19 protein-coding genes and 1 tRNA gene are annotated in these 26,478 nt (G+C 56.2%); 11 read left to right on the top strand and 9 right to left on the bottom strand.

Annotated features, from left to right (window positions below; genetic code table 11):
* The first annotated feature begins 198 nt into the window (after positions 1-198).
* The 6 genes from acnB (at position 199) to AYT24_RS02525 (ending at position 9,070) form a co-directional block, all read left to right on the top strand.
* Positions 199-2,763, top strand: a complete 2,565-nt coding sequence (gene acnB, locus AYT24_RS02550) for a bifunctional aconitate hydratase 2/2-methylisocitrate dehydratase (protein ID WP_010932230.1) — start codon at positions 199-201, stop codon at positions 2,761-2,763.
* Positions 2,764-3,037: 274 nt separating this feature from the next.
* Positions 3,038-3,304 carry a hypothetical protein gene (locus AYT24_RS02545; protein ID WP_164926876.1) on the top strand — a complete coding sequence of 89 codons (267 nt, stop codon included), beginning with the start codon at positions 3,038-3,040 and terminating at the stop codon, positions 3,302-3,304.
* Between the two features lie 590 nt (positions 3,305-3,894).
* On the top strand, positions 3,895-5,214 hold the full coding sequence (locus tag AYT24_RS02540; RefSeq protein ID WP_010932228.1) for a hemolysin family protein: 1,320 nt from the start codon (positions 3,895-3,897) through the stop codon (positions 5,212-5,214).
* 110 nt (positions 5,215-5,324) lie between these two features.
* Positions 5,325-6,539, top strand: a complete 1,215-nt coding sequence (locus AYT24_RS02535; protein ID WP_010932227.1) for a methionine adenosyltransferase — start codon at positions 5,325-5,327, stop codon at positions 6,537-6,539.
* Positions 6,540-6,902: 363 nt separating this feature from the next.
* A complete protein-coding gene (locus AYT24_RS02530; RefSeq protein ID WP_010932225.1) occupies positions 6,903-8,294 on the top strand; it encodes a cation diffusion facilitator family transporter in 1,392 nt (463 codons plus the stop codon).
* Positions 8,295-8,536: 242 nt separating this feature from the next.
* Positions 8,537-9,070, top strand: coding sequence for an SRPBCC family protein (locus AYT24_RS02525; RefSeq protein WP_164926875.1), 534 nt, complete (start codon positions 8,537-8,539; stop codon positions 9,068-9,070).
* On the opposite strand, the gene AYT24_RS02520 is transcribed toward AYT24_RS02525, so the two are convergent.
* The 4 genes from AYT24_RS02520 to queC all read right to left on the bottom strand — a co-directional run bounded on the left by AYT24_RS02520 (position 9,067) and on the right by queC (position 12,368).
* Entirely contained in the window at positions 9,067-10,101 is a 1,035-nt protein-coding gene (locus tag AYT24_RS02520) for a glycosyltransferase family 2 protein (protein WP_010932223.1), read from the bottom strand. The genes AYT24_RS02525 and AYT24_RS02520 overlap by 4 nt on opposite strands.
* Before the next feature lie 61 nt (positions 10,102-10,162).
* Entirely contained in the window at positions 10,163-10,966 is an 804-nt protein-coding gene (gene trpA / locus AYT24_RS02515; protein WP_010932222.1) for a tryptophan synthase subunit alpha, read from the bottom strand.
* On the bottom strand, positions 10,963-11,664 hold the full coding sequence (locus AYT24_RS02510) for a CPBP family intramembrane glutamic endopeptidase (protein WP_164926874.1): 702 nt from the start codon (positions 11,662-11,664) through the stop codon (positions 10,963-10,965). Before AYT24_RS02510 ends, trpA begins: the two co-directional genes overlap by 4 nt.
* A 20-nt stretch (positions 11,665-11,684) precedes the next feature.
* On the bottom strand, positions 11,685-12,368 hold the full coding sequence (gene queC, locus AYT24_RS02505) for a 7-cyano-7-deazaguanine synthase QueC (protein WP_010932219.1): 684 nt from the start codon (positions 12,366-12,368) through the stop codon (positions 11,685-11,687).
* Between the two features lie 216 nt (positions 12,369-12,584).
* On the opposite strand from queC, the gene AYT24_RS02500 reads away from it, so the two are divergent.
* Positions 12,585-14,717, top strand: coding sequence for a GAF domain-containing protein (locus AYT24_RS02500; RefSeq protein WP_010932218.1), 2,133 nt, complete (start codon positions 12,585-12,587; stop codon positions 14,715-14,717).
* Between the two features lie 107 nt (positions 14,718-14,824).
* On the opposite strand, the gene groL is transcribed toward AYT24_RS02500, so the two are convergent.
* Together groL and groES are read right to left on the bottom strand one after the other, a co-directional pair.
* Positions 14,825-16,462, bottom strand: coding sequence for a chaperonin GroEL (groL, locus tag AYT24_RS02495; RefSeq protein ID WP_010932217.1), 1,638 nt, complete (start codon positions 16,460-16,462; stop codon positions 14,825-14,827).
* A gap of 48 nt (positions 16,463-16,510) precedes the next feature.
* Positions 16,511-16,798: a co-chaperone GroES gene (gene groES, locus AYT24_RS02490; RefSeq protein ID WP_010932216.1), complete on the bottom strand. Its 288-nt coding sequence runs from the start codon at positions 16,796-16,798 to the stop codon at positions 16,511-16,513.
* Between the two features lie 196 nt (positions 16,799-16,994).
* Here groES and AYT24_RS02485 point away from each other — a divergent pair, with 196 nt between their 5' ends.
* Entirely contained in the window at positions 16,995-17,306 is a 312-nt protein-coding gene (locus AYT24_RS02485; RefSeq protein ID WP_010932215.1) for a hypothetical protein, read from the top strand.
* A 68-nt stretch (positions 17,307-17,374) separates the two neighbouring features.
* On the opposite strand, the gene uvrA is transcribed toward AYT24_RS02485, so the two are convergent.
* Together uvrA and AYT24_RS02475 are read right to left on the bottom strand one after the other, a co-directional pair.
* Complete coding sequence (uvrA, locus tag AYT24_RS02480; RefSeq protein ID WP_226986847.1) at positions 17,375-20,251, bottom strand: excinuclease ABC subunit UvrA; 2,877 nt, start codon at positions 20,249-20,251, stop codon at positions 17,375-17,377.
* Positions 20,252-20,399: 148 nt separating this feature from the next.
* Positions 20,400-20,810 (bottom strand): Rrf2 family transcriptional regulator, encoded by a 411-nt coding sequence (locus AYT24_RS02475; RefSeq protein WP_010932212.1) that lies wholly within the window; start codon positions 20,808-20,810, stop codon positions 20,400-20,402.
* Positions 20,811-20,959: 149 nt separating this feature from the next.
* Here AYT24_RS02475 and AYT24_RS02470 point away from each other — a divergent pair, with 149 nt between their 5' ends.
* Positions 20,960-21,829, top strand: a complete 870-nt coding sequence (locus AYT24_RS02470) for an alpha/beta fold hydrolase (RefSeq protein WP_010932211.1) — start codon at positions 20,960-20,962, stop codon at positions 21,827-21,829.
* Between the two features lie 32 nt (positions 21,830-21,861).
* Here AYT24_RS02470 and AYT24_RS02465 read toward each other — a convergent pair whose 3' ends face one another.
* Entirely contained in the window at positions 21,862-24,645 is a 2,784-nt protein-coding gene (locus tag AYT24_RS02465; protein WP_226986846.1) for a putative LPS assembly protein LptD, read from the bottom strand.
* A 296-nt stretch (positions 24,646-24,941) separates the two neighbouring features.
* Here AYT24_RS02465 and trpB point away from each other — a divergent pair, with 296 nt between their 5' ends.
* Positions 24,942-26,144 (top strand): tryptophan synthase subunit beta, encoded by a 1,203-nt coding sequence (gene trpB / locus AYT24_RS02460; protein WP_010932208.1) that lies wholly within the window; start codon positions 24,942-24,944, stop codon positions 26,142-26,144.
* A 137-nt stretch (positions 26,145-26,281) separates the two neighbouring features.
* A tRNA-Gly gene (locus AYT24_RS02455) sits at positions 26,282-26,354 on the top strand.
* The last annotated feature ends 124 nt before the right edge of the window (positions 26,355-26,478 follow it).

Below are 26,478 nucleotides of genomic sequence, written 5' to 3'. Positions count from 1 at the left end.
TTCTTAGTCCCTGTGGTAACGATACCTGAAAAAGTACGGTGCGGGCTGGTGTGGCGGCTCTGACGATTTTGCATTTCAGTTGTTGCAGACTTATTTTAGCTTTTTGCTTTTTTCAAGGCAAAAACCATTCCGGTTGTTACCGTTCGCTGTAATCACCATCGAATAATCATTCATAATCATTTCTCTGGAGATCATTATATGAGTCTCATCAGCCAGTATCGCGCCCATACTGCGGAGCGCGCTCAACTCGGTATTCCTCCGCTTCCGCTGACCGCCGCCCAGGCCATCGAGCTGATCGCGCTGCTCAAGCAGAATCCGGTGCAGGAGCAGGAGTATCTTCTCGATCTGTTCGTGAACCACATCAGCCCCGGCGTGGACGATGCCGCGCTCGAAAAGGCGGCTTTTCTCGATGCCATCATTCGCGGCAACGCTTCGTGCGCGGTGATCACGCCAGTCGAGGCGGTCAGGATCCTCGGTACGATGCTTGGCGGTTACAACGTCAAGCCAATGATCGATGCGCTCTCCAGTGCCGACAACGCGGTTGCCGAAGCCGCTGCTCTGGCCCTGAAAAAGACTCTGCTCGTCTATGATTCATTTGACACGGTGGTTGAGCTGGCCAAAACCAACAGCTACGCCAAAGAGGTGCTCGAATCGTGGGCTAATGGAGAATGGTTCACCTCGAAGCCAGCCCTTGCCGAGAAGATGACCCTCACGGTCTTCAAGGTTCCGGGCGAAACCAACACCGACGACCTCTCTCCCGCCAGCGAAGCCTTCACCCGCAGCGATATTCCGATGCACGCGCTGAGCATGCTCCGCTCGAAGATGGACGACCCGATCGCGACCATCGCCCAGCTCAAGGAGAAGGGCTATCCGCTCGCGTACGTCGGCGACGTGGTCGGCACTGGCTCAAGCCGCAAGTCGGGTATCAACTCCGTGCAGTGGCACCTCGGCGAGGATATTCCCGCCGTGCCGAACAAGCGCACCGCCGGCGTGGTGATCGGCGGCATCATCGCCCCGATCTTTTTCAACACCGCCGAAGACTCCGGCGCGCTGCCGATCCAGGCAGATGTGACCTCGATGGAAATGGGCGACGTGATCGACCTCTATCCGTTCAAAGGCGTGATCGAAAAGAACGGCAAAGTGATTTCGACCTTCTCGCTCGAACCCAACACGCTTGCCGACGAAGTTCGCGCTGGCGGCCGTATTCCGCTTATCATCGGTCGCAACCTCACCCGCAAGGCTCGCAAGACGCTCGGCCTCGGCGAAGAGTCGATCTTCAGCCGTCCCGAGCAGCCCGCCGATACCGGCAAGGGCTACACCCTGGCGCAGAAGATAGTCGGCAAGGCATGCGGCCTCCCTGGCGTTCGCCCCGGCATGTACGTCGAAGCCGAGACCCTCACGGTCGGCTCGCAAGACACCACCGGCCCGATGACCCGCGACGAAATCAAGGAGCTCGCTGCGCTGAGTTTCAGCGCCGATCTTTTCATGCAGAGCTTCTGCCACACGGCAGCTTACCCGAAACCCTCGGACGTGCAGCTGCACCGAAGCCTGCCCTATTTTATCATGAGCCGCGGCGGCGTGGCACTCAAGCCGGGCGACGGCGTCATACACACCTGGCTGAACCGCATGGTGCTGCCCGACACGCTCGGCACTGGCGGCGACTCGCACACCCGCTTCCCGATCGGCTGTTCCTTCCCGGCAGGCTCCGGCCTCGTCGCCTTCGCAGGCGTGACTGGCACCATGCCGCTCAACATGCCGGAGTCGGTGCTCGTCCGCTTTACGGGTGAACTCCAGCCCGGCATCACCCTGCGCGATCTGGTCAACGCCATTCCGTACGTCGCCATCAAGCGGGGGCTGCTGACCGTCGAGAAGAAGGGCAAAAAGAACATCTTCGCCGGCAAAGTGCTTGAAATCGAAGGTTTGCCGCAGCTCAAGGTCGAGCAGGCGTTCGAGCTTTCCGACGCCTCCGCCGAGCGCAGCGCTGCGGCCTGCACGGTGCGACTCGACAAGGAGCCGGTGATCGAGTACCTACAGTCCAACGTCAAATTGCTTGCCCAGATGATCGAAGAGGGCTACGGCGACGCCAACACCATCAAGCGCCGCATCGGCAAGATGGAGGAGTGGCTCGCCAATCCGCAGCTCCTCGAACCGGACGCTGACGCCGAATACGCGGCAGTGATCGAGATCAACATGAGCGAAATCACCGAACCGATCCTCGCCTGCCCGAATGATCCCGACGACGTGGCCACGCTCAGCGAGATTCTCGCCGACGAGAAGCGCCCGAAAAACATCGACGAGGTGTTCGTGGGAAGCTGCATGACCAATATCGGCCACTTCCGCGCGCTTGGTGAAGTGCTTCGTGGCAAGGGTCAGGCCAAAACCAGGCTCTGGGTGGTGCCGCCGACCAAGATGGACATGAAGAAGCTGATTGAAGAGGGCTATTACTCAATTTTCGGCACCGCAGGCGCACGCACCGAGGTGCCCGGCTGTTCGCTCTGTATGGGCAACCAGGCTCGCGTGGCCGACAACGCCGTGGTCTTCTCGACAAGCACTCGCAACTTCGACGACCGCATGGGCAAGGGCGCGAAGGTCTATCTCGGCTCCGCCGAACTGGCCGCCGTCTGTGCTTTGCTCGGCCATCTGCCCAGCAAGGATGAGTATATGGAGATCGCCGGTTCGCTGTCGAAGAACAGTGACAAGGTTTACCGTTACCTCAACTTCCATGAGGTCACCTCTCAGGAGCTACAACTGCTTGTCGATTAATCGATTACAGGTTTCCACCTCCCTCCGTCTTTGTGCAGGAGAGGAGGTGGAGACGCTTCTGTCGTATGCCTTTTGCTGCTGATCTTTGTTTTTGAATGCCTGATGTCTTCACAAGGAAGAAAAGGAAGAAAGGATAATGACTGTAAAAAACACCAATGAAAAAGAACCGGTGTGTTCAGAGTGTTTTTTTGAAAAATCGGTTATTTTTGTTATTATTTGTGAGCTGAACAAGCTGTAACATTTTTTTATTTGAAAACAAAACCGCATTTGAATCATGAAAAAACTTTTTGCGTTCCTTTTTCTCCTGAGCTCTGTTTCTTTCGTTGGCTGCGCTCAGAAAGCTGCTGAGACTCCGGCTGCTGCTCCTGCCGATCAGGCTGCTCCGGCTGCTGCTCCTGCCGATCAGGCTGCTCCGGCCGATCAGGCTGCTCCGGCCGCTGCTCCGGCCGATCAGGCTGCTCCGGCTGCTGCTCCGGCCGATCAGGCTGCTCCGGCTGCCGACAAAGCTGCTCCGGCTGCTCCTGCCGAAAAGAAAAAATAAGTTCCTGAACAGGGACTTAAGCACAAAAGAGACAGAGACAACTCTGTCTCTTTTTTTGTACCATGTTTTATGGAATTACGTAAAATACTGGCCTAAAGCTTTAAGAACGCTAAACATTACAGGCCCTGATGTTAAAGGAGGAACTGGCTGAATCGAATGCCGTTCCTTACTTGCCGTGTATATATCCAGGCACCATACGCTCATTGGCCTTGATATCTTGACATACGCAAAGAACCCTTGATAAATAAGTTTTTTTACTTAAATTGAAGTAGTATTTATTATAGCTCCTTCGATGGAGTGGTTTGAGATCAGACCCCTTTCTTTTCTTTTACCTTCGGGGGAGCTTCTTTTTTGCCGCTGTTTTAGCCCCCTCCACACCCACATAACCGGAACGTTCACGATCTTCATGCAAAGTCACACGGCTTAAGGCAATCAATTACCAAGCCCTGGCGACAAGCATTTGCACTCTCAACCCCTGCCATATCCTCTCCTGAAACCCTTTTTTACAATCTGCCGTTGATAACGTATTATGTCCGTTAAGCGTAACTGCCTTGCGGGGTGGTTACGGTTTGTGCACCTGACTTAAATCCATGGAAATCTTTTTTCTTTTCTTACTGCTGATTCTGATCAACGGCCTTTTCGCCATGTCGGAGATGGCCCTGATTACTGCGAAGCGTTCGCGCCTCGCCAAGCTTGCCGAAGATGGCGACAAGGCGGCAGCGGCAGCCATCAAGCTCGGCCATGAACCGACGCAATTTCTTTCAACCGTACAGATCGGCCTGACGGTCATCGGTGTGCTCAACGGTTTCATCGGCGAATCATCATTCACGCCACCTCTGGCAGCCGCGCTCGAATTGTACGGCGGCTGGGACCCGAAAACGAGCCATATTATCGCCACCGTGCTGGTGGTCATCGTGATTACGTATATCACCATCGTCATCGGCGAGCTGGTGCCCAAACGACTCGGCCAGACCGACCCGGAAGGCATTGCCCGCAACGTTGCGCGTCCGATGCAAATCCTCGCCACCGCAACCCGCCCATTCGTACGCCTGCTCTCGGCATCGACTGATGCCATTCTGCGCCTCATGGGCAAGCATGAACAAACCCAGCCCAGCGTCACCGAAGAGGAGATTCACGCCATGCTCGAAGAGGGCTCCGTCGCGGGCATTATCGAGCAGCAGGAGCACGAGATGGTGCGCAACGTCTTCCGCCTCGACGACCGGCAGCTCGGTTCGCTCATGGTGCCGCGCGCGGACATCATCTATCTCGACACCGCCCTGCCGCTCGAAGAGAACATGAAGCGCGTCGTCGAGTCGGAGCATTCGCGCTTCCCGGTCTGCCACAACGGTTTGCAGTCGCTGCTCGGCGTGGTCAATGCCAAGCAGCTGCTCGCCCAGACCATCAAGGGCGGCGTCACCAACCTGGCTGAACATCTTCAGCCCTGCGTCTACGTGCCCGAAACGCTGACCGGCATGGAGCTGCTCGACCATTTCAGGACGTCGGGAACACAGATGGTATTCGTGGTGGACGAGTATGGCGAAATCCAGGGTCTCGTGACGTTACAGGACATGCTCGAAGCGGTCACGGGCGAGTTCGCACCGCTCAACCTCGAAGACGCTTGGGCTGTGCAGCGCGAGGATGGCTCGTGGCTGCTCGATGGCCTGATTGCCGTGCCGGAGCTGAAAGACACGCTCGGCCTGCGCGCCGTGCCGGAGGAGGAGAAAGGGGTCTATCACACCCTGAGCGGCATGATCATGTGGCTGCTCGGACGCCTGCCGCAAACCGGCGACATCACCTTCTGGGAGAACTGGCGGCTTGAAGTGATCGACATGGACAGCAAACGCATCGACAAGGTGCTCGCCACCAAAATCGATAATCAGCCCACTGAAGACCCAAAACCGGTCGCCTGACCAGCGAGCGCCTCAGGGTTGCCATACAGAATTGTTATCGGTACATTTTCTACAAGAAACAACGTTTATCGAGCAACTCCTGATTCTGCGGTTCGAAAAGACCCGTCGGCATGAGCGTCCCAAGAAACATCACGATTGAGCGGAGCGAAGCCGTTCCGATGGACCAGCAGCCATTCGAACTGGTCGAGCGCAAAGGCATCGGACACCCCGACACAATCTGCGATTCGATCATGGAGGCGGTCTGCATCGACCTGTGCCGCGAGTACAACAGCCGGTTCGGCCACATCTGCCACCACAACATCGACAAGGGCTTGCTCGTGGCAGGCCGGAGCCTTCCAAAAACCGGCGGCGGCATGATTCTCGAACCGATGAAGCTGATCTTTGGCGACCGCGCCACCTATACCTGTAACGGCCAGCTCGTGCCGGTGGGCGAAATCGCCGAGGCTGCCGCGAAGCGCTGGATCAGAGAGAACCTGCGGTTCGTCGATCCCGACCAGCACCTGCTCTTCCAGAACGAAATCAAGCCCGGTTCACCAGAACTGACTGACGCCTTCGCCCGGAAGGTGATCGGCGCAAACGACACCTCGGTCGGCGTCGGCTATGCGCCCTTCAGCGAAACCGAGCGCATCGTGCTTGCCACCGAGCAGTTCCTCAACTCCCCCGCACTGAAAGAACGGTTCCCGGAAGCTGGCGAAGACGTCAAAATCATGGGCTGCCGCAACGGAAGAAAGCTGCAACTAACGGTGGCCGTGGCTTTCGTTGATCGCTTTATCCCGAATGCGAATCACTATTTCGAGCGAAAATCAGCATTGCGCCATGAACTGCTTTCCTTCATCGAAAGCCAGAGTTGCAACATCGATTCCGTCGCAATCGACATCAACAGCCTCGACGACCCGTCGCGCGGCGAGGAGGGAGTTTACCTCACGGTACTCGGCACCTCGGCAGAGGGAGGTGACGGCGGACAGGTAGGTCGTGGCAACCGGGTCAACGGCCTCATCGCGTTCAACCGCAACCAGACGATGGAGGCGGCCGCCGGCAAGAACCCGGTCAACCATGTCGGCAAAATCTACAATGTCCTGAGCCATGAACTTGCCCGTCGTATCCACCGCGAAATCGAAGGAGTCGTGTCGGTGACAGTGTTCCTCTGCAGCCAGATCGGCAAACCGGTTGACCGGCCGCTTATGGCCTCGGCCCGCATCACGCCCGAACCTGGTGCCAACATGGCGGAGCTGCAAAGTCGCGCCACAAGCATCATCGACCGGGAACTCGACGGGATCGACGCCTTCTGCCAGAAGCTCGCCGACGGAGAATTCAGGGTGTGCTGAACATTGCGCCAAACCCGTGGGGTGCCAAGAGAAAAATGACGGAAACTGGTCATCGCGATTATACTTCATGTAATGATTGTGATTGAATAATCATCGTCGTTTTGACGCAAAAGGGCGGGCACAAAACCCGCCCCTACGATCGAGAAGAACAGGGTTTTTCGCGGGATAGATAATCATATTCACGGTTCATGCGCGGTATCCAACCGGATACGGGAGGCTCGCGATGACGACAGAAGCCATGATGAAGTCTGACAGCCTCCCCGTCGAAATCACCAGAAACGGTGATTGCCATTTTGCAGCAAATCGTTATGTTCGGTCAACTTGCAACATTCACCATCAGCCGGAATTCCACCCGTTAACCCGATGAGCAACCACGAAGAGAAAAAGCAACATGTCGCCCTCAGTTCGGTCGCGGCGAGCCTGTTGTTGACAGCGATGAAACTCGTGGTCGGTCTCATGACCGGCAGCATCGGCATCCTCTCCGAGGCCGCGCACTCGGCGATAGATTTCGGCGCAGCGGCACTGACCTGGTTCGCCGTCAGAATCAGCGACAAACCGGCGGATAAAAAGCACCACTACGGACACACCAAAATCGAAAGCGTCAGCGCACTCATCGAAACCGGCCTGCTGATACTCACCTCGGTCTGGATTATCTATGAGGCCGTGACGCGACTCCTTTCCGGCACAACGGAGATCGAAGTCACCTGGTACGCTATCGCCGTTATCATTATCTCGATCATTGTGGATATATCGAGAGCTTCCGCCCTGAAAAAAGTGGCCAAAGAGACCAAAAGCCAGGCCCTCGAAGCCGACGCGCTGCACTTCACCTCCGACATCGTCTCCTCGGCGGTGGTGCTCGCGGGACTTGGCTTCGTCGCGCTTGGCATGCACTGGGCGGACGCTGTCGCGGGTATTTTTGTGGCGGTGCTGGTCGGCAAGGCTGCATGGGAGCTGGGCCGGAAAACCATTGACGTCCTGATTGACACCGCTCCCGAGGGACTCTCCGAACAGATCGAAGAGATCGTCGTGAATGCGCCGGGCGTCATCGGCATCAACAAGATGCGAATCAAACCTGCCGGAGGACCGTTCGTCTTTATCGACCTCACCATCTCGGTCAGCCGCACCTTGCCGCAGGAAAAAGTTGTGGCCATCTGCGCCGGAGTCGAACAGCGGCTGAAGGCAGCGCTTCCCGACAGCGACATCACGGTCAACGCGCGACCGGTGGTGCTCGACAGCGAAACCGTCACCGAGCGGATTCACACCATCGGCCTGAACCACGGCCTGCACGCGCACAACATACTCACCTCGCTCTCGGGCGACCACAAGCAGATCACCTTCGACGTCGAGGTCGACAGTCGCCTGACCATCAGGCAGGCGCACGACGCTGTAACGGAGCTTGAAAATGAGCTGCACCGGGAATTCAACGAAGAGATCGACCTCTGCATCCATCTCGATCCGATCAACAGCGAAGAACGCAATGTCCAGCCTGCCGACCCCGAAAACGAAGCGAGAATCACTGCCCTCATCCGGCAAGCGGCCAGCACGATTCCCGGCATCCTCAACGTGCACGCCCTTAAAATCCACGTTTTGAGCTACAACAAACTCTGCATCACGCTGCATTGCGGCTTCGACGACAACACTGTGCTCGCCGACGTCCACCCGCTCACCAGCCGCCTCGAATGCCTGATCTACCGGGATATTCCCGAAACATCCAGAATCATCGTCCACGCCGAGCCAGTAAACGCCGGGGATTGAGACACGAGCTTGACAACCCCCATGCACACGCCACCAACAATCCTTGCATTCGATGTTTACGGCACGCTGATCGATACGCACGGGCTGTGGTGTCGATGCTCGAAGTTTTTGCAAGCGATAAAGCTGAAGCCAAGCATAACCTCTTTCTCAAAGAGGGCCTGTGCGATATTGACAAAACATTGCGGAGCAATGATAAGAGAGATACATTGAGAGAAAGGCCTCGCAATCAAACCTCTTCAGCCATGACGCTCTCTCCGGAAAAACGCGCAAGGGTTATGCAAGGCGAGATTCTCATTGATCTCAACTGGCTGCCGGATGGGGTGATCGGGGCGAAGGGCAGCGTATTCGTCGAGGCAGAACCGCCGGTGGTGTGGCGGATGCTGACCGATTACGACCACCTTCACGAAACGATGCCCAAAGTTATCTCAAGCCGTCTGCTGGAAACCAACAACCAGACCAGGATCATCGCGCAGTCGGGCAAATCGGGCATTTTCATTTTCGAGAAAACGGTGAACTTCACGCTCAAAGTCGAGGAGGTTTTTCCCGAACATCTCTGGTTTTCGCAGATCGGCGGAGATTTTCAGGTCTATGAAGGCGAGTGGCAACTCGAAGCGGTCGAGGGCAAGAACGGTCACGCCACGCTGTTGAGCTACCAGGCGGAGATCAAGCCGGACTTTTTCGCACCGCAGTTCGTGGTGAGTTTCGTGCAGAGCCAGGATCTGCCGACCATCCTGAGAGCAATCAGAAGCTACTGCGAAGCGCGGGCCAAAGGCTAATCTGGACGACGCGGAAGGAAAATCGAGAGCGGCGTATTGCGGAAAAGCTCCCGGTCGCTGACGCGTCTCGACCGCTGAATTTCCCGCCGCTGCCGGAGGGTTTCCGGCAATCTCCGCAGCACATCGGCGAACGCCCGCGCCACCTGCCCAGCCCGCATCACTCCAGCTTTTCCACCCGCGAGATAATAGAGCACTGCCGCCGCTTCGAGCGCTATACGCAGTGGCAGCAGCAGCACGAGCGGCACGGTGCTCCGGTTGCGCAGCAGCGTAAGCATGGCGTTGCGGTGGTTGTAGTAGACCTTCAGCGGCGAACCTTCCGAGAGCGACGCGCCGCCCTCATGCCACACCACCGATTGTGGCACTGACCGCACCCGGTAGCCCGCCAGTAGCATCCGCCAGCAGAGATCGATCTCCTCCATGTGCATGAAAAATTCCGTCTCGAAGCCGCCGAGCTTTTCGGCCACCTCACGCTGCACGAAGAGCGCCACACCCGACGCCCAGAAAATGTCGCACATCTCGTCGTACTGCCCAGCGTCCACCTCCCGCCCGCCGAAGCTTCGACCAAGACAATACGGAAATCCGAGCCGGTCGATCAGCCCGCCTGCTGCTCCGGCGTAATCGAACACTCGCCGGCCCTGCCGATGCTCTGGCAGGGAAAGAATCTTCGGCTGCAACGCGGCAATTTGCGGATCGCATTCCGCCGCCTCGACGAGGCAACCAAGCCACTCCGGCTCGACGACGGTATCATCATTCAAAAAAACGACATACGGCGAAATCACAAGTTTCAGACCCGCGTTGCAGCCACCAGCATATCCGGCGTTTTCGGGCAGGTGGAGAACCGAGATTTCGGGATAGCAGGATTCGAGACCCGCGAGATCAGATGCGTCGCCGCCGTTATCGACGACGAGCACGGCGAAGTCGCGGAAGGTAGTTTTGCGAAGAGCATCGAGGCAGGCATCGAGCGTCGGGCGGTTCCTGAGATGCGGAATGATAACCGTCACCGCCGGTGTGGTTTTGCCCGATGCTTGCATGGTTGAAAGAATCGAAGTGCTTGGAAATGGCGGAGCACTGGAAGGGATTCCGCCACGTGGATCACCGCAGCGATTTCCAGAACCCGGCGGCCAGCTCCGCAGTCTCTTCGGGGGTTTTCGCTGTGGCGACGTGTTGCAGCAGCGCCGAGCCGACCACCGCGCCGTCGGCCAGCTCCCACATCTTGCGCACACGCTCGCGATCCTTGATGCCAAAGCCGACGACGAACTTCTTTTTCGTGTGCTGCCGCACGCGCTTTAGATACTCGGCGATCTTCTCGTCCATGCCTGCAACGTCGAGCTTGCCGGTCCCGGTGGTGGCGTTAACCGCGAGGCAATACGAAAAGTCGGTGGACATGCTGTCGATCAGCTCGATACGGTCAGGCGGCGTCACCGGCGAAATGAGGTAGATCACCGACAGGCCGAAGTGTTTGGCGCGTTCGAGGAAATCCTCCGACTCCTCGGGCGGCAGGTCGGGAATCAGCAACCCATCCACGCCCGCCTTCACCGCATCGGCCATGAAACAGTCGCCGCCGTAGGCGATGAGCGGATTGCAGTAACCCATAAGCAGAATCGGCGTGGTGATCTTCTTGCACCCCTCGCCATTGCGCGCTCTTCTGACCAGCTCGAAGATGCTGCCAACATGCACGCCATGGCTGATCGCCTTGTGCGCCGCGTCCTGGATCACCGACCCGTCGCCAATGGGATCGGAGTAGGGCATACCGAGCTCGATGAGATCGACCCCGCTCTCCTGCAACGCTTCAAGCACAGGCAAAGTAGCGCCCGGCACGGGAAATTCAGGCATATAATAGGCGATGAGCAGCTTCTTGTCCTGCTTCACCAGCCGGGTAATTCGGTTCTCTTTCATAGATGAAATAGTGAAGGCACCACATTGGGGATGACAAAAATATCGAGCACCATCGAAAACATGGTAATCATGTGTACCAGTACGCTTCCCCAGACGTTCTTCGATTTGAGCACAATATAACCGCCAAGAATGCCAATCGGAAAAGCCATCATCGCCATCAGCCCGCGCTCGTACATGCCGACCGGCGCAACAGCGTAGTGGTTCAGGACGTAGCACAGGGCAGTCACGAAAACACTCAGGTGGGGATTGAATCCTTTCTCGACCATCGATGAGAGCATAAGCCCACGCCACAGGAACTCCTCGGCGAGCACGAGAATCGGGAAAAGAAAAAGAAAATTCATGTTGACCAGAATGCCAAGCATGTCAACCATCGGCGGCGCGCCTTTCGAGTAGTAGATCACCGTGTTGACAAGGTCGAGCACGAAAAGGATGCCGCCAGCGATGCCACCCCACTTCAGGGATTTTTTCAGATCCCCGCCCGCGAGGTACATTTCGACCCACTCGCCTTTGCTCGCACCGCGCCAGACGACAACGCCCATGCCACCGACAACGTAGAGCACTAGCGCGGGCCACTCCTTCAGCGGGGTGAAATGACCGACAAGGCCGGTGATCCAGATGAGAGCCGTCAGCCCGAACGCGAGTTTGAAACGCTCGTTCAGCGAAGCAGAACCGGAATCAATCGAATATGCCTTTTCCATGGAACATCAGGGCTTCTTAGTTATTGCAGATAATTCGGTCTGACTTCGTACTCGACAGGGTCGTCCATACCAACCGAAGCAAAAGCCCGCAAGCGCCGGGCGCAACTGTCGCACACGCCGCACGCCTTGCCCTCGCTTTTGTAGCACGACCAGCTAAAGTGAAACGGCGCATCGAGTTCCATGCCGCGCCGGACGATCTCCGCCTTGCTCATGGCGATAAGCGGCGTCACGATTTCAATGCGGGTTTCAGGGCGCGTACCGTGTTCGATCACCTGGTTGAAAGCGTCGTAAAACACCTTGCGGCAATCGGGATAGCCCGACGAATCCTCCTCGACCGCGCCGATGTAGATGCGGTTCGCGCCGATCACCTCCGACCAGCTCACGGCCATCGAGAGGAAGTTGGCATTGCGGAAAGGCACGTAACTGGTTGGAATATCGGTGCCCGCGAGGTCAGCCGGACCAACGGGAATCGTGGCGTCGGTCAGCGACGAGCCGCCGATGGCGCTGAGGAACATGGCATCGACCTCGAGCCGGTCAACGATGCCGTAATGGACACAAATCTGCCGGAAACACTCGAGCTCCTTCTGCCACGTCCGCTGCCCGTAATTGACATGCATGGCCGCCAGCTCGAGTCCCTCACGATGCGCCAGCGCGGTAGCCACCAGGCTATCCATCCCGCCGCTGACCAGTAGTACTGCTCTCATAGGTTCAGGGTTCGTCAATAACGAAAATTTGTTTTTAATTGTAATCAATCCATAACACAAATAAAAAAGGCAGATTGGGATCTGAACGAAACTCCGTGAAAGGTTATAATTGATATAGCGCTATACATTTATCAAAAAAAATAGGTATCATTGGAGCATAAATGGTTTTGCATCCGGCGTTATCAATCCCCTTTTTGCAAAAAAGTATCCCTTGCCATGCCTGATCCCAGTATTGATAAGAGAAACGAACAGCAGGCCCCATCACCGCAACCCGATGGTATGCCCGCAGTTGACACGCCCCAAGGCAATAATTTTTTCAAGAATATTTTTGAGAACCATGCTGCTGTAATGATGCTTATCGATGCTGAATCAGGCAGCATCGTCGATGCCAACCAGGCCGCAGCCAGATTTTACGGATGGCCTGTCAGCCAGCTCCGCTCGATGAAAATCGATGAGATTAACGCACCATCGTGGGCACATGAACACCCCTGGCTGAAAAAGCTGTCGGAAGAAAAAGAGGACCGATTTTTCTCGATGCACCGGAAAGCCGACGGAACACTCTCTTTTGTTGAGCTGAACTTCGGCACAATCCCCCTGGAAAACAAAACGCTGATCCTGGCCATCATACAGGACAATAGCGAACGCTACAATTTCGCGGCGCTGACCGAATTCAGGCACCATCTTCTCGAAATGGCTGACAACGCTTCGACCGAGGATTTACTCACCTATACGCTTGATGAGGCTGAACGGCTGACTGGCAGCACACTCGGATTTTTCGATCTGATCTCGGATGATCAGTCGATTATGAGATCCGCCTGTTCGAGCAACGCAAAAAAAGATAACTGCGGCCATGCAAGACATCCCATAGTGATCAACTTTAAAGCACCAGCTGACGTCCTACAGAAAAAGAGAGCAATAATCCACAATGATCATGCAACACTGAGGCACTGCAACAGCAAATCAGTATCGCACAAGGAAGCCATACGCGAGCTGATCGTACCGGTCATCCGCAACGGCAAGGTGATGGCAATTCTCGAAGTCGGCAATAAGCCCGCCAACTATGACCAGAATGACATCCAGCTGCTCAACGAGTTGAGCGGAGTGGCATGGGATATCATTGCCCGAAAGCATGCTGAAGATTCAGCACAAAAGACGATGAAAGCCATGCAGCATACACAGAACATGGATTCGATCGGCCGTCTCGCAGGTGGCATTGCCCACGACATCAACAATATGCTTTCGACCATTTTAGGACATACTGAAATAGTCATCGAGGAATTGAATGACAAAAGCCCATATGTCGAAAATCTGCTGAACATCCGCGACTCAACCATGCGCGCAGCCCAACTGATACAGCAATTGCTTGCCTTTGCGCGAAAACAAACGATCCTGCCAAAAATTTTAGAACTGGACACAGCCCTTCAGGACGAAGTGCCGATGTTGCAAAAACTGATCGGGGAAAAGATACACCTCGAGCTACGCCCCGGTAGTCATGGAGCAAAAATTCTGATAGACCCATCCCAGTTCGAGCAGTTGCTAACAAGCCTGTGCGCCAATGCGCGCGAAGCCAGCAATGGCACGGGATCGGTAATTATCGAAACCTCAAGCATAAAAGTGTATCCCGCCGATTGCTATGCAAACCATCCCTGCCAGACTCCAGGCAATTTTGCCATGATTTCGGTAATTGACAACGGCTGTGGCATAGACAAGAATGTACTTCCCCACATCTTCGAACCTTTTTTCACCACGAAAGAAGTCGGAAATGGCAGTGGCATGGGACTTTCAACCGTTTATGGTATCGTCACGCAGAACAACGGCTATCTCGAATGCGAAAGCACTCCAGGCAAGGGAAGCCGCTTTACGATTTACCTGCCCTTGATTGAAGAAACGACCGTGCCGGACAGAAAGAGGCTGCGGAAAGATACTACCAGTAATGGTGATCAGCTGACAATACTGGTAATCGATGATAATGAGGCGATCCTTTATATCGTCAAAACCGCTCTTGAAAAAAGGGGATACCGTGTGCTTTCAACAACCTCGGCAAACGAAGCGATCAACATCGTGGCAAATTCGGGAAAGAAAATTGACCTGCTTCTGGCTGATGTAGTCATGCCAGAAATGAACGGCAAAGAGCTTTCAAGGAAACTTCGCGCCATATCCCCTCATCTGAAAACCATTTTTATGTCCGGCTTTCCACAGGAAATAAACTTGTTTGACGAGGAGGATACTGAACACGAGAGGTATTTCATCAGCAAACCGTTCAAGCTCGCCGAATTTACCGCCACTATCAAAGCGATACTCACTGAGTCTCATGGCACGCAGAACCCCGAAACGGAAACGAAGTCTTGATCGAACGTCACCAGCGATAAACGAGGAGAAATGAAAATCCAGTCCATTCACCCAACAAAAAAGGCCCGCTTTCGCAGGCCTTTTTTGTTGTCATGAACAATCGGTGATCAGTACATGCCACCACCCATGCCACCCGGAGGCATTGCAGGCATATCAGCCTTGTCTTCCTTGACATCGGTGATTGCAGCTTCCGTGGTAAGCAGGATGCTGGCAACCGAAGCGGCGTTCTCGAGCGCGCTACGGGTCACCTTGGTCGGATCAACAACGCCAGCCTCGATGAGGTTCTCGTACTGCTCGGTGCGAGCATTGAAGCCGTAATCGCCTTCAGCGTTCTTCACCTTCTCGAGAACGACGGCGCCATCGGTCGTGCCGGTGTTGGCAACGATCTGGCGGAGCGGCTCTTCGAGCGCACGGCGGATGATCTCGATACCGGTCTTCTGGTCTTCGTTGTCGGCAACAGCCTTGGCGAGACCTTTGGCTGCGCGGATGAGCGCAACGCCACCGCCAACCACGATGCCTTCCTGAACGGCTGCACGGGTTGCGTGCAGAGCATCTTCAACGCGAGCTTTTTTCTCTTTCATCTCGACTTCGGTCGATGCACCGATTTTCAGCACGGCAACACCGCCGGAGAGCTTGGCCAGGCGTTCCTGGAGCTTCTCGGTGTCGTAATCGGAGGTCGATTTCTCGATCTGGCCTTTGATCTCGTTGATACGGGCCTTGATCTCTTCCTGCTTGCCTTTGCCTTCAACGATGGTGGTATTGTCCTTGTCGATAGTGATACGGGCAGCCTGGCCAAGATAAGCCATGGTAGCGTTCTCGAGTTTGTAGCCCTTCTCTTCGGAGATAACAGTGCCACCGGTGAGGATGGCGATGTCTTCGAGCATGGCCTTACGGCGGTCACCGAAGCCAGGAGCCTTGACGGCGGCGACTTTCAGGGTGCCACGGAGCTTGTTGACCACAAGGGTGGCCAGCGCTTCACCCTCGATGTCCTCGGCAATGATGAGCAGCGGACGACCGGACTGTGCGGCTTTTTCGAGAATCGGAAGCAGCTCTTTCATGTTGCTGATCTTCTTGTCGTGGATCAGGATGAGCGCCTCGTCAAGCTCGGCTTCCATGGTCTCCGAGTTGGTCACGAAGTAAGGAGAGAGGTAGCCGCGGTCGAATTGCATACCCTCGACAACTTTCAGCTCGGTCTCCATGCCCTTTGCCTCTTCGACGGTGATGACGCCGTCCTTGCCGACCTTGTCCATCGCCTCGGCGATCAGCTCACCGATTTCCGGATCGTTGTTGGCCGAAATGGTGCCAACCTGGGCGATCTCTTTCTTGCCGGAGATAGAGCGGCTGATGTTGCGCAGCTCGGCGACGACCTCTTTCACGGCGCGGTCGATGCCACGCTTCAGGTCGATCGGGCGAGCACCGGCGGTGACGTTCTTCAGACCTTCGCGGTAGATGGCCTGGGCGAGCACGGTGGCTGTGGTGGTGCCGTCGCCAGCGACATCGCTGGTTTTGGAAGCCACTTCGCGAACCATCTGGGCGCCCATGTTCTCAACCGGATCGACAAGTTCGATCTCTTTTGCAACGGTCACGCCGTCCTTGGTGGAGGTTGGAGCACCGAATTTTTTATCGATAAGCACGTTACGACCGGCTGGGCCAAGGGTCACTTTTACGGCATTGGCAAGTTTATCGACGCCAACCTTGAGTTTGGTCCTCGCCTCGGCGTCAAAGAGAATATCTTTAGCAGTCATTGTAAAGCGTTCCTCCTTAAAGATTTAAAAAAACTGTTTGTGAATTGGTCAGCCAAGAATCGCGAAGATATCGGACTCGCGCATGATCAGGTAGTCCTCGCCCTCGACATGGACTTCGGTGCCTGAGTACTTGCCGTAAAGGACCTTGTCGCCAGCTTTCACCTGCATGGCAACAACCTGGCCAGCATCGGAAACCTTGCCCGGACCAACGGCGACGACTTCACCATACATCGGCTTCTCTTTGCCGGTATCGGGAATGTAGAGCCCACCCTTGGTTTTCTCTTCGGCAGGAGCGGGCTTAACAATAACTCGATCAGCTAATGGTTTCAAGTTCATTGTCTTCTTTCTCGTTTGATTTGGTTAATAGATCGTCTTTTGTCATCAGAAACTGCCTGAACGCGAGGTTCAGCTGCTATTAGCACTCAATAAGGGAGAGTGCTAATACAGGAACAATTATAAAAAAATTTTTCCGGGGCGCAAATATTTTTTTATCCTGAAAACACCTCGAAACCCTGAAACCAGAGCCTTTGATATGACTTCAGATGATCGTAACAAAAGAAATCCCGAAACACTCGGCGCTATTGGCAAGGTTACGCTGGAAAAACTGGCAAGCCTCTCCTCGAAAATCAGGGATGACGTCGCGACCGAGGCTGACAGGGTCAACCATGAAATCCTTTCCGAAATCGTAGCGCTCGCATCAAACCGGGTGTCGGTCGAAAAAAACGAATCAATTCTCAAAGAGGGCGGCAGCGCCTGGACGGAACGCACCGAATCACACTACCCACACATCCGCCTCCACGGCGGCGCGCTTGAAGATGATCCGCTGAAGATGATGATCCGCTGAAGATGAATATTTGAGGAGAAGGACAACAGTGTGAAAACGGTTTCTTCGTCCCTGAAGTCCTTTTCTTTCTACAAATACCCCCGCAAATGCCTCCCCGTGAGCGAGGCTTCGCAAGCGACAATCTCCTCCGGCGTACCCACAGCAACAATGTCGCCGCCACGCACACCTGCGCCGGGGCCGAGGTCGATGATCCAGTCGGCCTGCTTGATGATATCGGGGTTGTGCTCGATGATGACCAGCGTGTTGCCGCGCGCCATCAGCTCCTCAAAGCAGCGCACGAGCTTGGAGATGTCGTCGAAGTGCAGGCCGGTGGTGGGTTCATCGAAGATGAAAAGCGTATTGCTCACGTCCGAGCGCGAGATGAAGCTGGCGAGTTTGAGCCGCTGCGCCTCGCCGCCGGAAAGGGTGCTCGATGACTGGCCGAGGCGGATGTATTCGAGCCCCACCTCCTGCAACACCTGAAGTTTTTTCTGGATCGACTTCTCCTGCCCGAAAAAGCTGATCGCCTCCTCGACGGTCAGGTCGAGCACCTCGGAGATGGAGAGCCCGTTGTATTTCACCTCAAGCGTCGAAGCCTTGTAGCGCTTGCCCTCACACTCCTCGCAGACCGCCTCGATGTCGGCCAGAAACTGCATCTCGATCTTGACCGTCCCCTCGCCTGCACAGGTTTCGCAGCGCCCGCCGGGGATGTTGAACGAGAAGTAGCCAGGCTTCCAGCCGCGTGACTTGCTCTCGCGGGTCGAGGCAAAGAGCTGACGAATATCGTCGAAAATCTTGAGGTAAGTGGCCGGATTGCTGCGGCTCGATTTGCCGATGGGCGACTGGTCAACATGCTCGACCTTCTCAATGAACTCGACGCCCTTGATGGCCCGGTGCGTGCCCACCTTCTCCCGCGATCCCTCCTTGGCACGGATGATGCCGAGCTTGAGAATGTCGTTGACGAGTGTCGATTTGCCGGAGCCGCTGACACCGGTGACGCAGGTCATGACGCCGAGCGGGAACCTGACGTCGATGTTGCGCAGGTTGTTCTGCATCGCTCCGATAATTTCGATGCAGCGCGAAAAGTCCGGCTTGCGCCGCTCCGCAGGCACGGCGATCTGCTTGCGGCCGCTGAGGTAGTCGGCGGTCAGCGACCCCTCCGCCCCGGCCATTGCTGACGGCGGACCGTGGAAGACTACCTCGCCGCCGAGCCGCCCGGCGCGCGGGCCGAGGTCGATCACCTCGTCGGCAGCCTCGATGATTTCGCGGTCGTGCTCGACCACCACCACCGTGTTGCCAAGGTCTCGCAACCGCTTGAGCAGCGCCACGAGACGCGCCGAGTCACTCTGGTGCAAGCCGATGCTCGGCTCGTCGAGAATGTAGATCGCACCCACCAGCGGCGAGCCGAGTGAGGTCGAGAGGTTGATGCGCTGAAACTCGCCGCCGGAGAGGGTGTGCGTCAGCCGGTCGAGCGTAAGGTAGTCAAGCCCGACATCCATCAGGTAGCCGAGCCGCTTGTTGATCTCGCGCAGCACCGAGTCGGCCACCGAGCGATCGAAAGGCGAAATGTCGAGGCTGGCAAAAAAGGTCTGCGCATCGGCGATGGTCATGCGCACGACTTCGCCGATGTTCTTGCCGGAAACCCGCACCTGCAAGGCGTCGGGATTGAGCCGCGCCCCCTCGCACTCCGGGCAGGTGGCGTAGCCCCGGTAGCGACTCAGGAACACCCGGTAATGCACTTTGTAGCCCGCGTCCTTTTCGATCTCTTCGAAAAAGGGCCACAAACCCTTGAAGCTCCGCTCGGGAATCCCCTTCCAGAGCATCTCGCGATGTACGCGGCCAAGTTTTTCGTAGGGCACATCAACCGGAATACCCACCTCCGGCGCGATCTTGAGCAACTGCTTGCGGTACCACGAATACTTTTCAGAGTTCCAGCACGAAATCGCCCCCTCCTTCAACGAGAGCGACTTGTCCGGCACCACCGCATCCTCGTCGATCCCGGCGATGCGCCCGAAACCCTGGCAGGACGTACAGGCCCCGATGGGAGAGTTGAAGGCGAAAAGCTGGGGCGACGGCTCCTGATAGGTAACACCGTTCAGCTCCAGCCGGTCGCTGAAGCGGAACTCCTTGCCGCCCGCCACGCGGATGACCGCCTGACCGCCCGACTCGGCAAAGCAGCTTTCGGCAGCCTGGGCAACGCGGCTGTAAACCTTCTCATCCTTTTTGGCGACGAAGCGATCCACCAGCACCAGCAGCTCCGACAGCTCGGCGCGCTTCATCATCTCCACCCCGGCGCGCTCCTTGTCGTCGGAAATATCGATGACACTCTCCCCTTTCAGCAGGCGGAAAAAGCCTTTCTTGAGCAGATTCTTCAGCTCGTCGGCCACCGTGCGGTCGTGATGACGCTCATCATGGTGGCTCGGAAAGGGATAGCCGACGTAGAAGCGCGTGCCTTCGTCGAAGAATCGCGCCTGCAAGCTCACATCCTCGGGCGTGTGCTTGAGCACCAGCTCGCCGGTGTCGCGTGAATAGATCTTGCCGATACGCGCATAGAGCAGCCGCAGGTAGTCGTAAATTTCAGAAACGGTACCAACCGTCGAGCGGGGATTTTTCGGAATCGCCTTCTGCTCGATGGCAATGGCAGGCGCGATCCCCTCGACCGTCTCAATCTCGGGTTTGGGCATCCGTTCGAGAAACTGGCGAACGTAAGCCGAAAGCGACTCGACGTAGCGCCGGTGCCCCTCGGCGTAAAGCGTGTCAAAGGCAAGGCTCGACTTGCCGGAACCGCTCAGGCCGGTCAGAACCACGAACCGGTTGCGGGGAATGCGAACGGTGACATGCTTGAGGTTGTGTGTCGAAACGCCGCCAAGCACGATGTCCGGCAGGCGGGTTTCATGTCCGTCATCCGGACTGGATATTATATTTGTTTCCGGTGGTTGTGCGTTGGGGCGCTCGGTGGATAACATGAAAAGCGTTGATAACTTGCTGTAAACGAATAACCGGGAATCAGAAACATGACCGAACACCGGCAATACTCGCGGCTGTCAAGCAATAAACAAAACAATCCCGGTTTGGCGGAACAGAAAGCTGAAAAATTGCGCGATTACTGAATTTTCAAAGGTACCTCTCAAGCAACACAGCCACGGTCGTTTCGGCCAGAAGGTCATAGATTCTTTTCTGGAGATTGAGCATGTAACCTTTGTGCGTGCAGTTCGATTCGATCTCGCACTGGCAATTCTCCTGAGAGCAGCGCATGAGGTGTGGCTCGCCTTCGATGGCCACGCCGATGTCTGCCACGGTAATCTGCTCGGCAGGTCTGGCAAGTGTGTAACCGCCCTTGACCCCCTGCACCGACCTGGTGATGCCCGCCTTGTTCAGGCTCTGCATCGCCTTGGCAAGAAAAACCTGGGAAAAGCCGATTTCAGCGGCCAGCTCCTTGACCGTCACAACCTGCTCCGGGCCTTTCATGGCGAGATAGGTGACGGCGTGCAGGCCGTATTCAAACTTTCTGGATACCTGAAGCATAAACAAAAAAAAGAGTGATGGCAAAACAGGATAAACCCGCACCTGTTTCAGGAAATTCCCGATCTACCTTTATTCTTTCGGGCTGCCGATATATTTTATGAAATAATATCCACCAACAGCCATTGTCCGGCCATGTCCTGATACGACGCATGAAAACTCAATCGCAAGATCGCTGGTTTATCTGGCAGCTCTCCGAAGAGCTTGAAGCGAAAATCCGCTATCGGGAGTACGGCCCGCCTGATTCCCCCTTTACACCACTGCTTTTCATCCATGGCTACGGCGGCATGATCGAGCACTGGAACGACAACATCCCCTCTTTCGACGACCGGTACAGAATCTACGCCATGGACCTGATCGGCTTCGGCCAGTCCGGCAAGCCAAACGTGCGCTACAGCCTGGCGCTCTTCGCGGCGCAAATCAAGGCGTTCATGCATCTGAAAAAGCTTGAAAAGGTCACGCTGGTAGGTCACTCGATGGGCGCGGCCAGCAGCATCATCTACGCGCATCACAATCCGGACAGCGTCCGGGCGCTCGTGCTGGCCAATCCCTCCGGCCTGTACGGCGACAGCATGGACGGCGTCGCCAAGATCTTTTTCGGTCTGGTCGGTTCGCCCCTGATCGGCGAAATGCTCTTCGCAGCTTTCGCCAATCCCGTCGGCGTCAGCCAGAGCCTTACCCCCACCTACTACAACCAGAAAAAGGTTGATCTGAACCTGATCAACCAGTTCTCACGCCCGTTGCAGGATCGCGGGGCGATCTTCTCCTACCTCTCTCCCTCCAAACGCCCGCACGACTTCATGCTCGACGGCCTCAAGCCCTGCAACTACAAGGGCGACGCGTGGCTGCTCTGGGGCGCGGAGGACACCGCCCTGCCGCCGCACAAGATCATTCCGGAGTTTCAGGAGCTGCTCCCCCAGGCTGGTGCATACATCATCCCGAAAGCCGGCCACTGCATCCATCACGATGCGCACGAGACCTTCAACAACCGCCTCGCGCAGCTTCTCCAGCGGCTGGAGTAACAACAGAGTTCTGTAGCTGATACTGCCCCAGCCTACTCCGGAGACTGAACAATATGGCCGCTTCCCGCCTTCAGCTTCAGGTACTTGAGGTTGGCCGGTTTCATGGCGATCTGGAACAGATAGCCCTTGTGCTCGCCCGATGGTACCCACTGGGCGCTGAACCAGAAATCGTGCAAATCCCTGTCGAGCATAAGCGCGGGATAGACGAATTCGCTGTTTCTGAGATCGTAGCCGGTATTAAGGCCAACCTGCCAGTTTCTCGAAAGAGAGAGCCGGGCCGCGGTGTTAAGCAGCGCAGCAGAGGAAGGATCAAGCGGATTACTCTTGTCGCTGATCAAATAAAGCGACATGCGTAGCGACCAGGGTAACGATGCACTGAATTTGGTCCGTTCATCGCTATTGAACCGCTCCTTGTAGATCGCCTGCTCGACCGGCAAAGCCTTCTCCCGGACAAGTGACATCTCGCCATCCCTTTCATCATGGGAGGCATACGAGGTGTGCAGGCTGCCGCTCACGCTCACGCTCATGTTGAGGAACCCGTTGACAAAGCGGAGCAGGCCCTTGCCGTCGTCCATGGCGAGCTTATTCACCCGATCGCCGGTTGCTGGATCGTAGGTATAGAAGTCGTAGGTCGCACCGGCGCTGAACATCAGCGCGGGGGCAAAGGCATTGCTCGACGCCGTCAGCACCAGCGGCGCGATGGGAAACGAGTCGGCGGCAAAATTGTACCCGGACGAGGCCGTCAGGGAGAGCAGTTGCACCGTTTTATATCCGGCTCCGGCGTTACTGCCATCTTCGTTCGACACCTTTTTGCTCCGGAACTTGCCCTGAAAAATGTTCTGGAGACTCAGGCCGACAAAGGTCCGCTTTTCAGGCACATCAGCGTAAAGCGACTCCCCGAACCGGTTGTACTGCACATTTTTCATCTGCACCGGATCGTAATAGGAGCCGTAAATACCGTAACCGCTCCCCGTATAATCGGGATTGTAAATGAACGAAACGGTCGGAATGAAAACGTGACGGATGGCGGTAAGGCCGACAAGCTTGTCGAGAAAACCGGTGTTCATCACCCCGTAAAGGCGCGTCTGCGCGTCGAGCGAAAAGACCGTCGTGGCGTAACTGTCGGAATCGTTGATGGTTTGCGTCACCACTTTGCCAGCGATGTGGTCGTAATACTTGTTGACCGTGCTGTTGACGCGGTACTGGGTAAAGGTCAGTGCCGGAGTCAGGTGCAGGTACTTGAACAGCGTGGACTGGATCTTGAAAGGAAGCTGCACGCTGGTGGCGTTCAGGTCATCCTCGCCGGTTATTGTTTTACGAAGAGCCTGCATGTTGAGCCCCTGTGTAAACAGCGCCCGGTTACCTGGCGAAAAATCTTGCAGATAGCCCAGCTCCAGCCCGGCATTGCCCGTGTAAAAATCGGTATTGACTCCGCCAGCAGCATCGAACTGACCGCTGCCTGACAGGGTCGGCTGCACAAATAGGCGCGAACTCCAGCCAGGTGATTCCGATGACGATGAAGAGAGCCTCGGGCGGAACGGGTAGATGCGGTTCTGGTAGAGCGACAGGGTCACCCTCTGGGTCAGCTCGTCGGTGGAGAGATTGTCCACCCGCTGGTAGCCGCCAAGCAGCACCCGGTTGTTCTCGTCCCAAGATTTTGTGAACGATGCATACGAAGTCGCCTGATCGGTCACGAGGTTTTCAGGATCGACCGAGGTGTAGCCGTAATAGTAGCGATCGCCGCCCAGAAACTGAAGATTGACATCGAGCACGGCGGTAGGGTCGAACTGCTGGTGATGCTCGATCCGTAAATCCCGGTTGATGTATCGGGCATAATTGGAATCGCCGGGGCTGTTCAGAATAATCCTGGCATACTCTCCTGAAATCGAACCGCTGTAGCGATCACCGTTTTTGTAACGGAACCGCTCACCAAGCCGCCAGCCTCCCTTGAACGCAATATCGCCGTCAAGCCGCAGGTCTGCATAATCGTTAATCGCCCAGAAGTAGCCAAGATTCGAAAAGTAACTGCCCATGTCGCCACTGTTGCCGAACCTCGGAAACAGAAAGCCAGAGGCGCGCTTGTTGGAGATCGGGGCCGACATGTAGGGCAAATACATGACCGGCAACACCGGCAGGCGCATGTGGAAGATTTCCGGATGAATGTACATCACGAACGGCCGGGAAATGAGGCGTTCTCCCGGAATGATTTTCATGTGCTTGCCCGCGAACCAGTAGTGCGGCTCTTCGAGGTCGCAGGTCGTATAGACACCATCCTCGATATAAAGTTCTCCGGAGGGCATACGCTTGACCTCCTTGCCTGAATAGATAGCCTGATCGCTCCCTCCGGAATAGATATCCCGATCGCTCTTCGACGACATATCCGACGCCGTGCCGATTCTGGTTTTGTAGTTGTAGGCTATCGTTTCGGCGCTGAACGATCCGTCCTTGCCGGTATAGACGGGAAGCTCGGCTGGACGGCCAAGAGAGTCGCGTGAAGCCGTGGCGCGCGCCGTAGAGGTCGCCTGTTCAATGGTGATTCTGGGGCCTTCGATGCGGCTGTCCTTGTAATTGACTTTCGCCTTGCCGAACAGGTCGGCAGTACGCTTGCTGACGTTGTAGATCAGCGAATCCCGTGCCGTGTACACAACAGTCGAGTCAAGATCCTCACGCTTTTCCAACAAGCTGTCGGGCAACGCGCCATCTTTTGCTTTTTGCGGTTTCGATGCACTTTCACCCGCACGCAGCGGCAAAATCCCCTCGAAAGACTGGACGAGGAGCAACAGAGTCAGAAGTTTGATTGACTTGGTGAATTTCACGGGCGGATCATGCTGGGTTAGCGGGCGCTGATGATGTTCGTCATGCAAATCAGAACATGAATATATAAAACCTTTCTCCTTAATCGATACCTCTCCGGAACAACTCATGCCGCGGAAACGGAAAGAGAATGGCTCCGGCAGATGGAGAATTGATCGAAAGGTTTCTATATTTTGTAACAAATACCCTGCACCGACATCCGGCAACGGGCAAAAAGATTCACAACAGCTACAGGAAGTCGCCGCACTTTAGCTCGCAACAGAACGGCAACGCCATCTTTAACACTTTGTAAGGCTTTATGAAGCAGAAGGTTATCTACTCCGCACCCGATGAATTCGGCCACTTCGGCACCTTCGGAGGCAAATTCATTCCCGAAACCCTGGTCAAAAACGCCGCCGATCTCGAAGAGGAGTACCTCAAGGCGAAAAATGATCCGGAGTTCCACCAAACGCTCGACAACCTGCTTCGCCACTACGTTGGCCGCCCGACGCCGCTCTATCACGCCTCGCGGCTCAGCGAAAAGCAGGGCGGCGCCCAGATCTGGCTCAAGCGCGAAGACCTCTGCCACACCGGCGCGCACAAGATCAACAACGCCCTCGGCCAGGTGCTGCTGGCCAAACGGATGGGCAAAAAGCGCATCATCGCCGAAACCGGCGCGGGCCAGCATGGCGTGGCAACGGCCACCGTCTGCGCGCTCTTCGGTCTCGACTGCATCGTCTATATGGGCGAAGAGGACATCCGCCGCCAGGCTCCCAACGTGGCGCGCATGAAGCTGCTCGGCACAGAGGTGCGCCCGGTCACGGCAGGCAGCAGAACGCTGAAGGACGCCACCAGCGAGGCAATCCGCGACTGGATGAACAATCCCGAAGAGACCTTCTACATCGTTGGCTCGGTGATCGGAATGCACCCGTACCCGATGATGGTACGCGACTTCCAGTCGGTCATCGGACGCGAAACCCGCCAGCAGGTGCTCGATCAGGCCGGGCGCTTGCCCGATGTGATCGTGGCCTGCGTCGGCGGCGGCAGCAACGCCATCGGCATGTTCTACGAGTTTTTGCCGGATGCCAAAGAGGTCGAACTGATCGGCGTCGAAGCCGCCGGAGAGGGACTCGAAGGCAAGCACGCCGCGTCGCTGACAAAGGGTGAAATCGGCGTGCTGCACGGCTCGATGATGAAGCTCTTGCAGGACGAGTACGGTCAGGTGCAGGAGGCGCACTCGATTTCGGCGGGACTCGACTACCCCGGCGTCGGTCCGGAGCACTGCTATTTGCAGAAGCTCGGCCTGGTCTGCTATACCTCGACGACAGACAAGGAAGCCCTCGCAGCGCTCGACGCTCTGGCCAAAACCGAAGGCATCATCTGCGCCCTCGAATCGGCTCACGCCGTGCATTATGCGATGAAACGAGCCGCCGAAATGCCGAAAGAGTCGATCATCGTGGTCAACCTCTCTGGCCGCGGCGACAAAGACATGGGTACCATCATGCAGGAGCTGAAGCTGTAAGGATGAACAGCAGGGGCAGCCTTCGCGGCTGCCCGGCATCGGGTGGCACAGGAGGAAATCTTATCGGTCAAAAAAATTTTCACATTTCTGTTGCGTAGAAATCGACTTTTCCCTACATTAAGCCCACTTAACCAGATGCGGGAATAGCTCAGCTGGTAGAGCACAACCTTGCCAAGGTTGGGGTCGCGAGTTCGAGTCTCGTTTCCCGCTCCGATGATAAAAAAGCCTCCGAATCTGGAGGCTTTTTTACTTCTCTCCCCCTCGACTTCAATACCACACTCAGCCACGCCCGGCAACCGTCACAGAACACGACTAAACAGCCATTCGCAAATCA

It is taken from the genome of Chlorobaculum tepidum TLS, assembly GCF_000006985.1.
Lineage (GTDB): Bacteria > Bacteroidota > Chlorobiia > Chlorobiales > Chlorobiaceae > Chlorobaculum > Chlorobaculum tepidum.
Note: the sequence above shows the minus strand (reverse complement) of the source record. Positions and strands in the feature narration are given on the sequence as shown.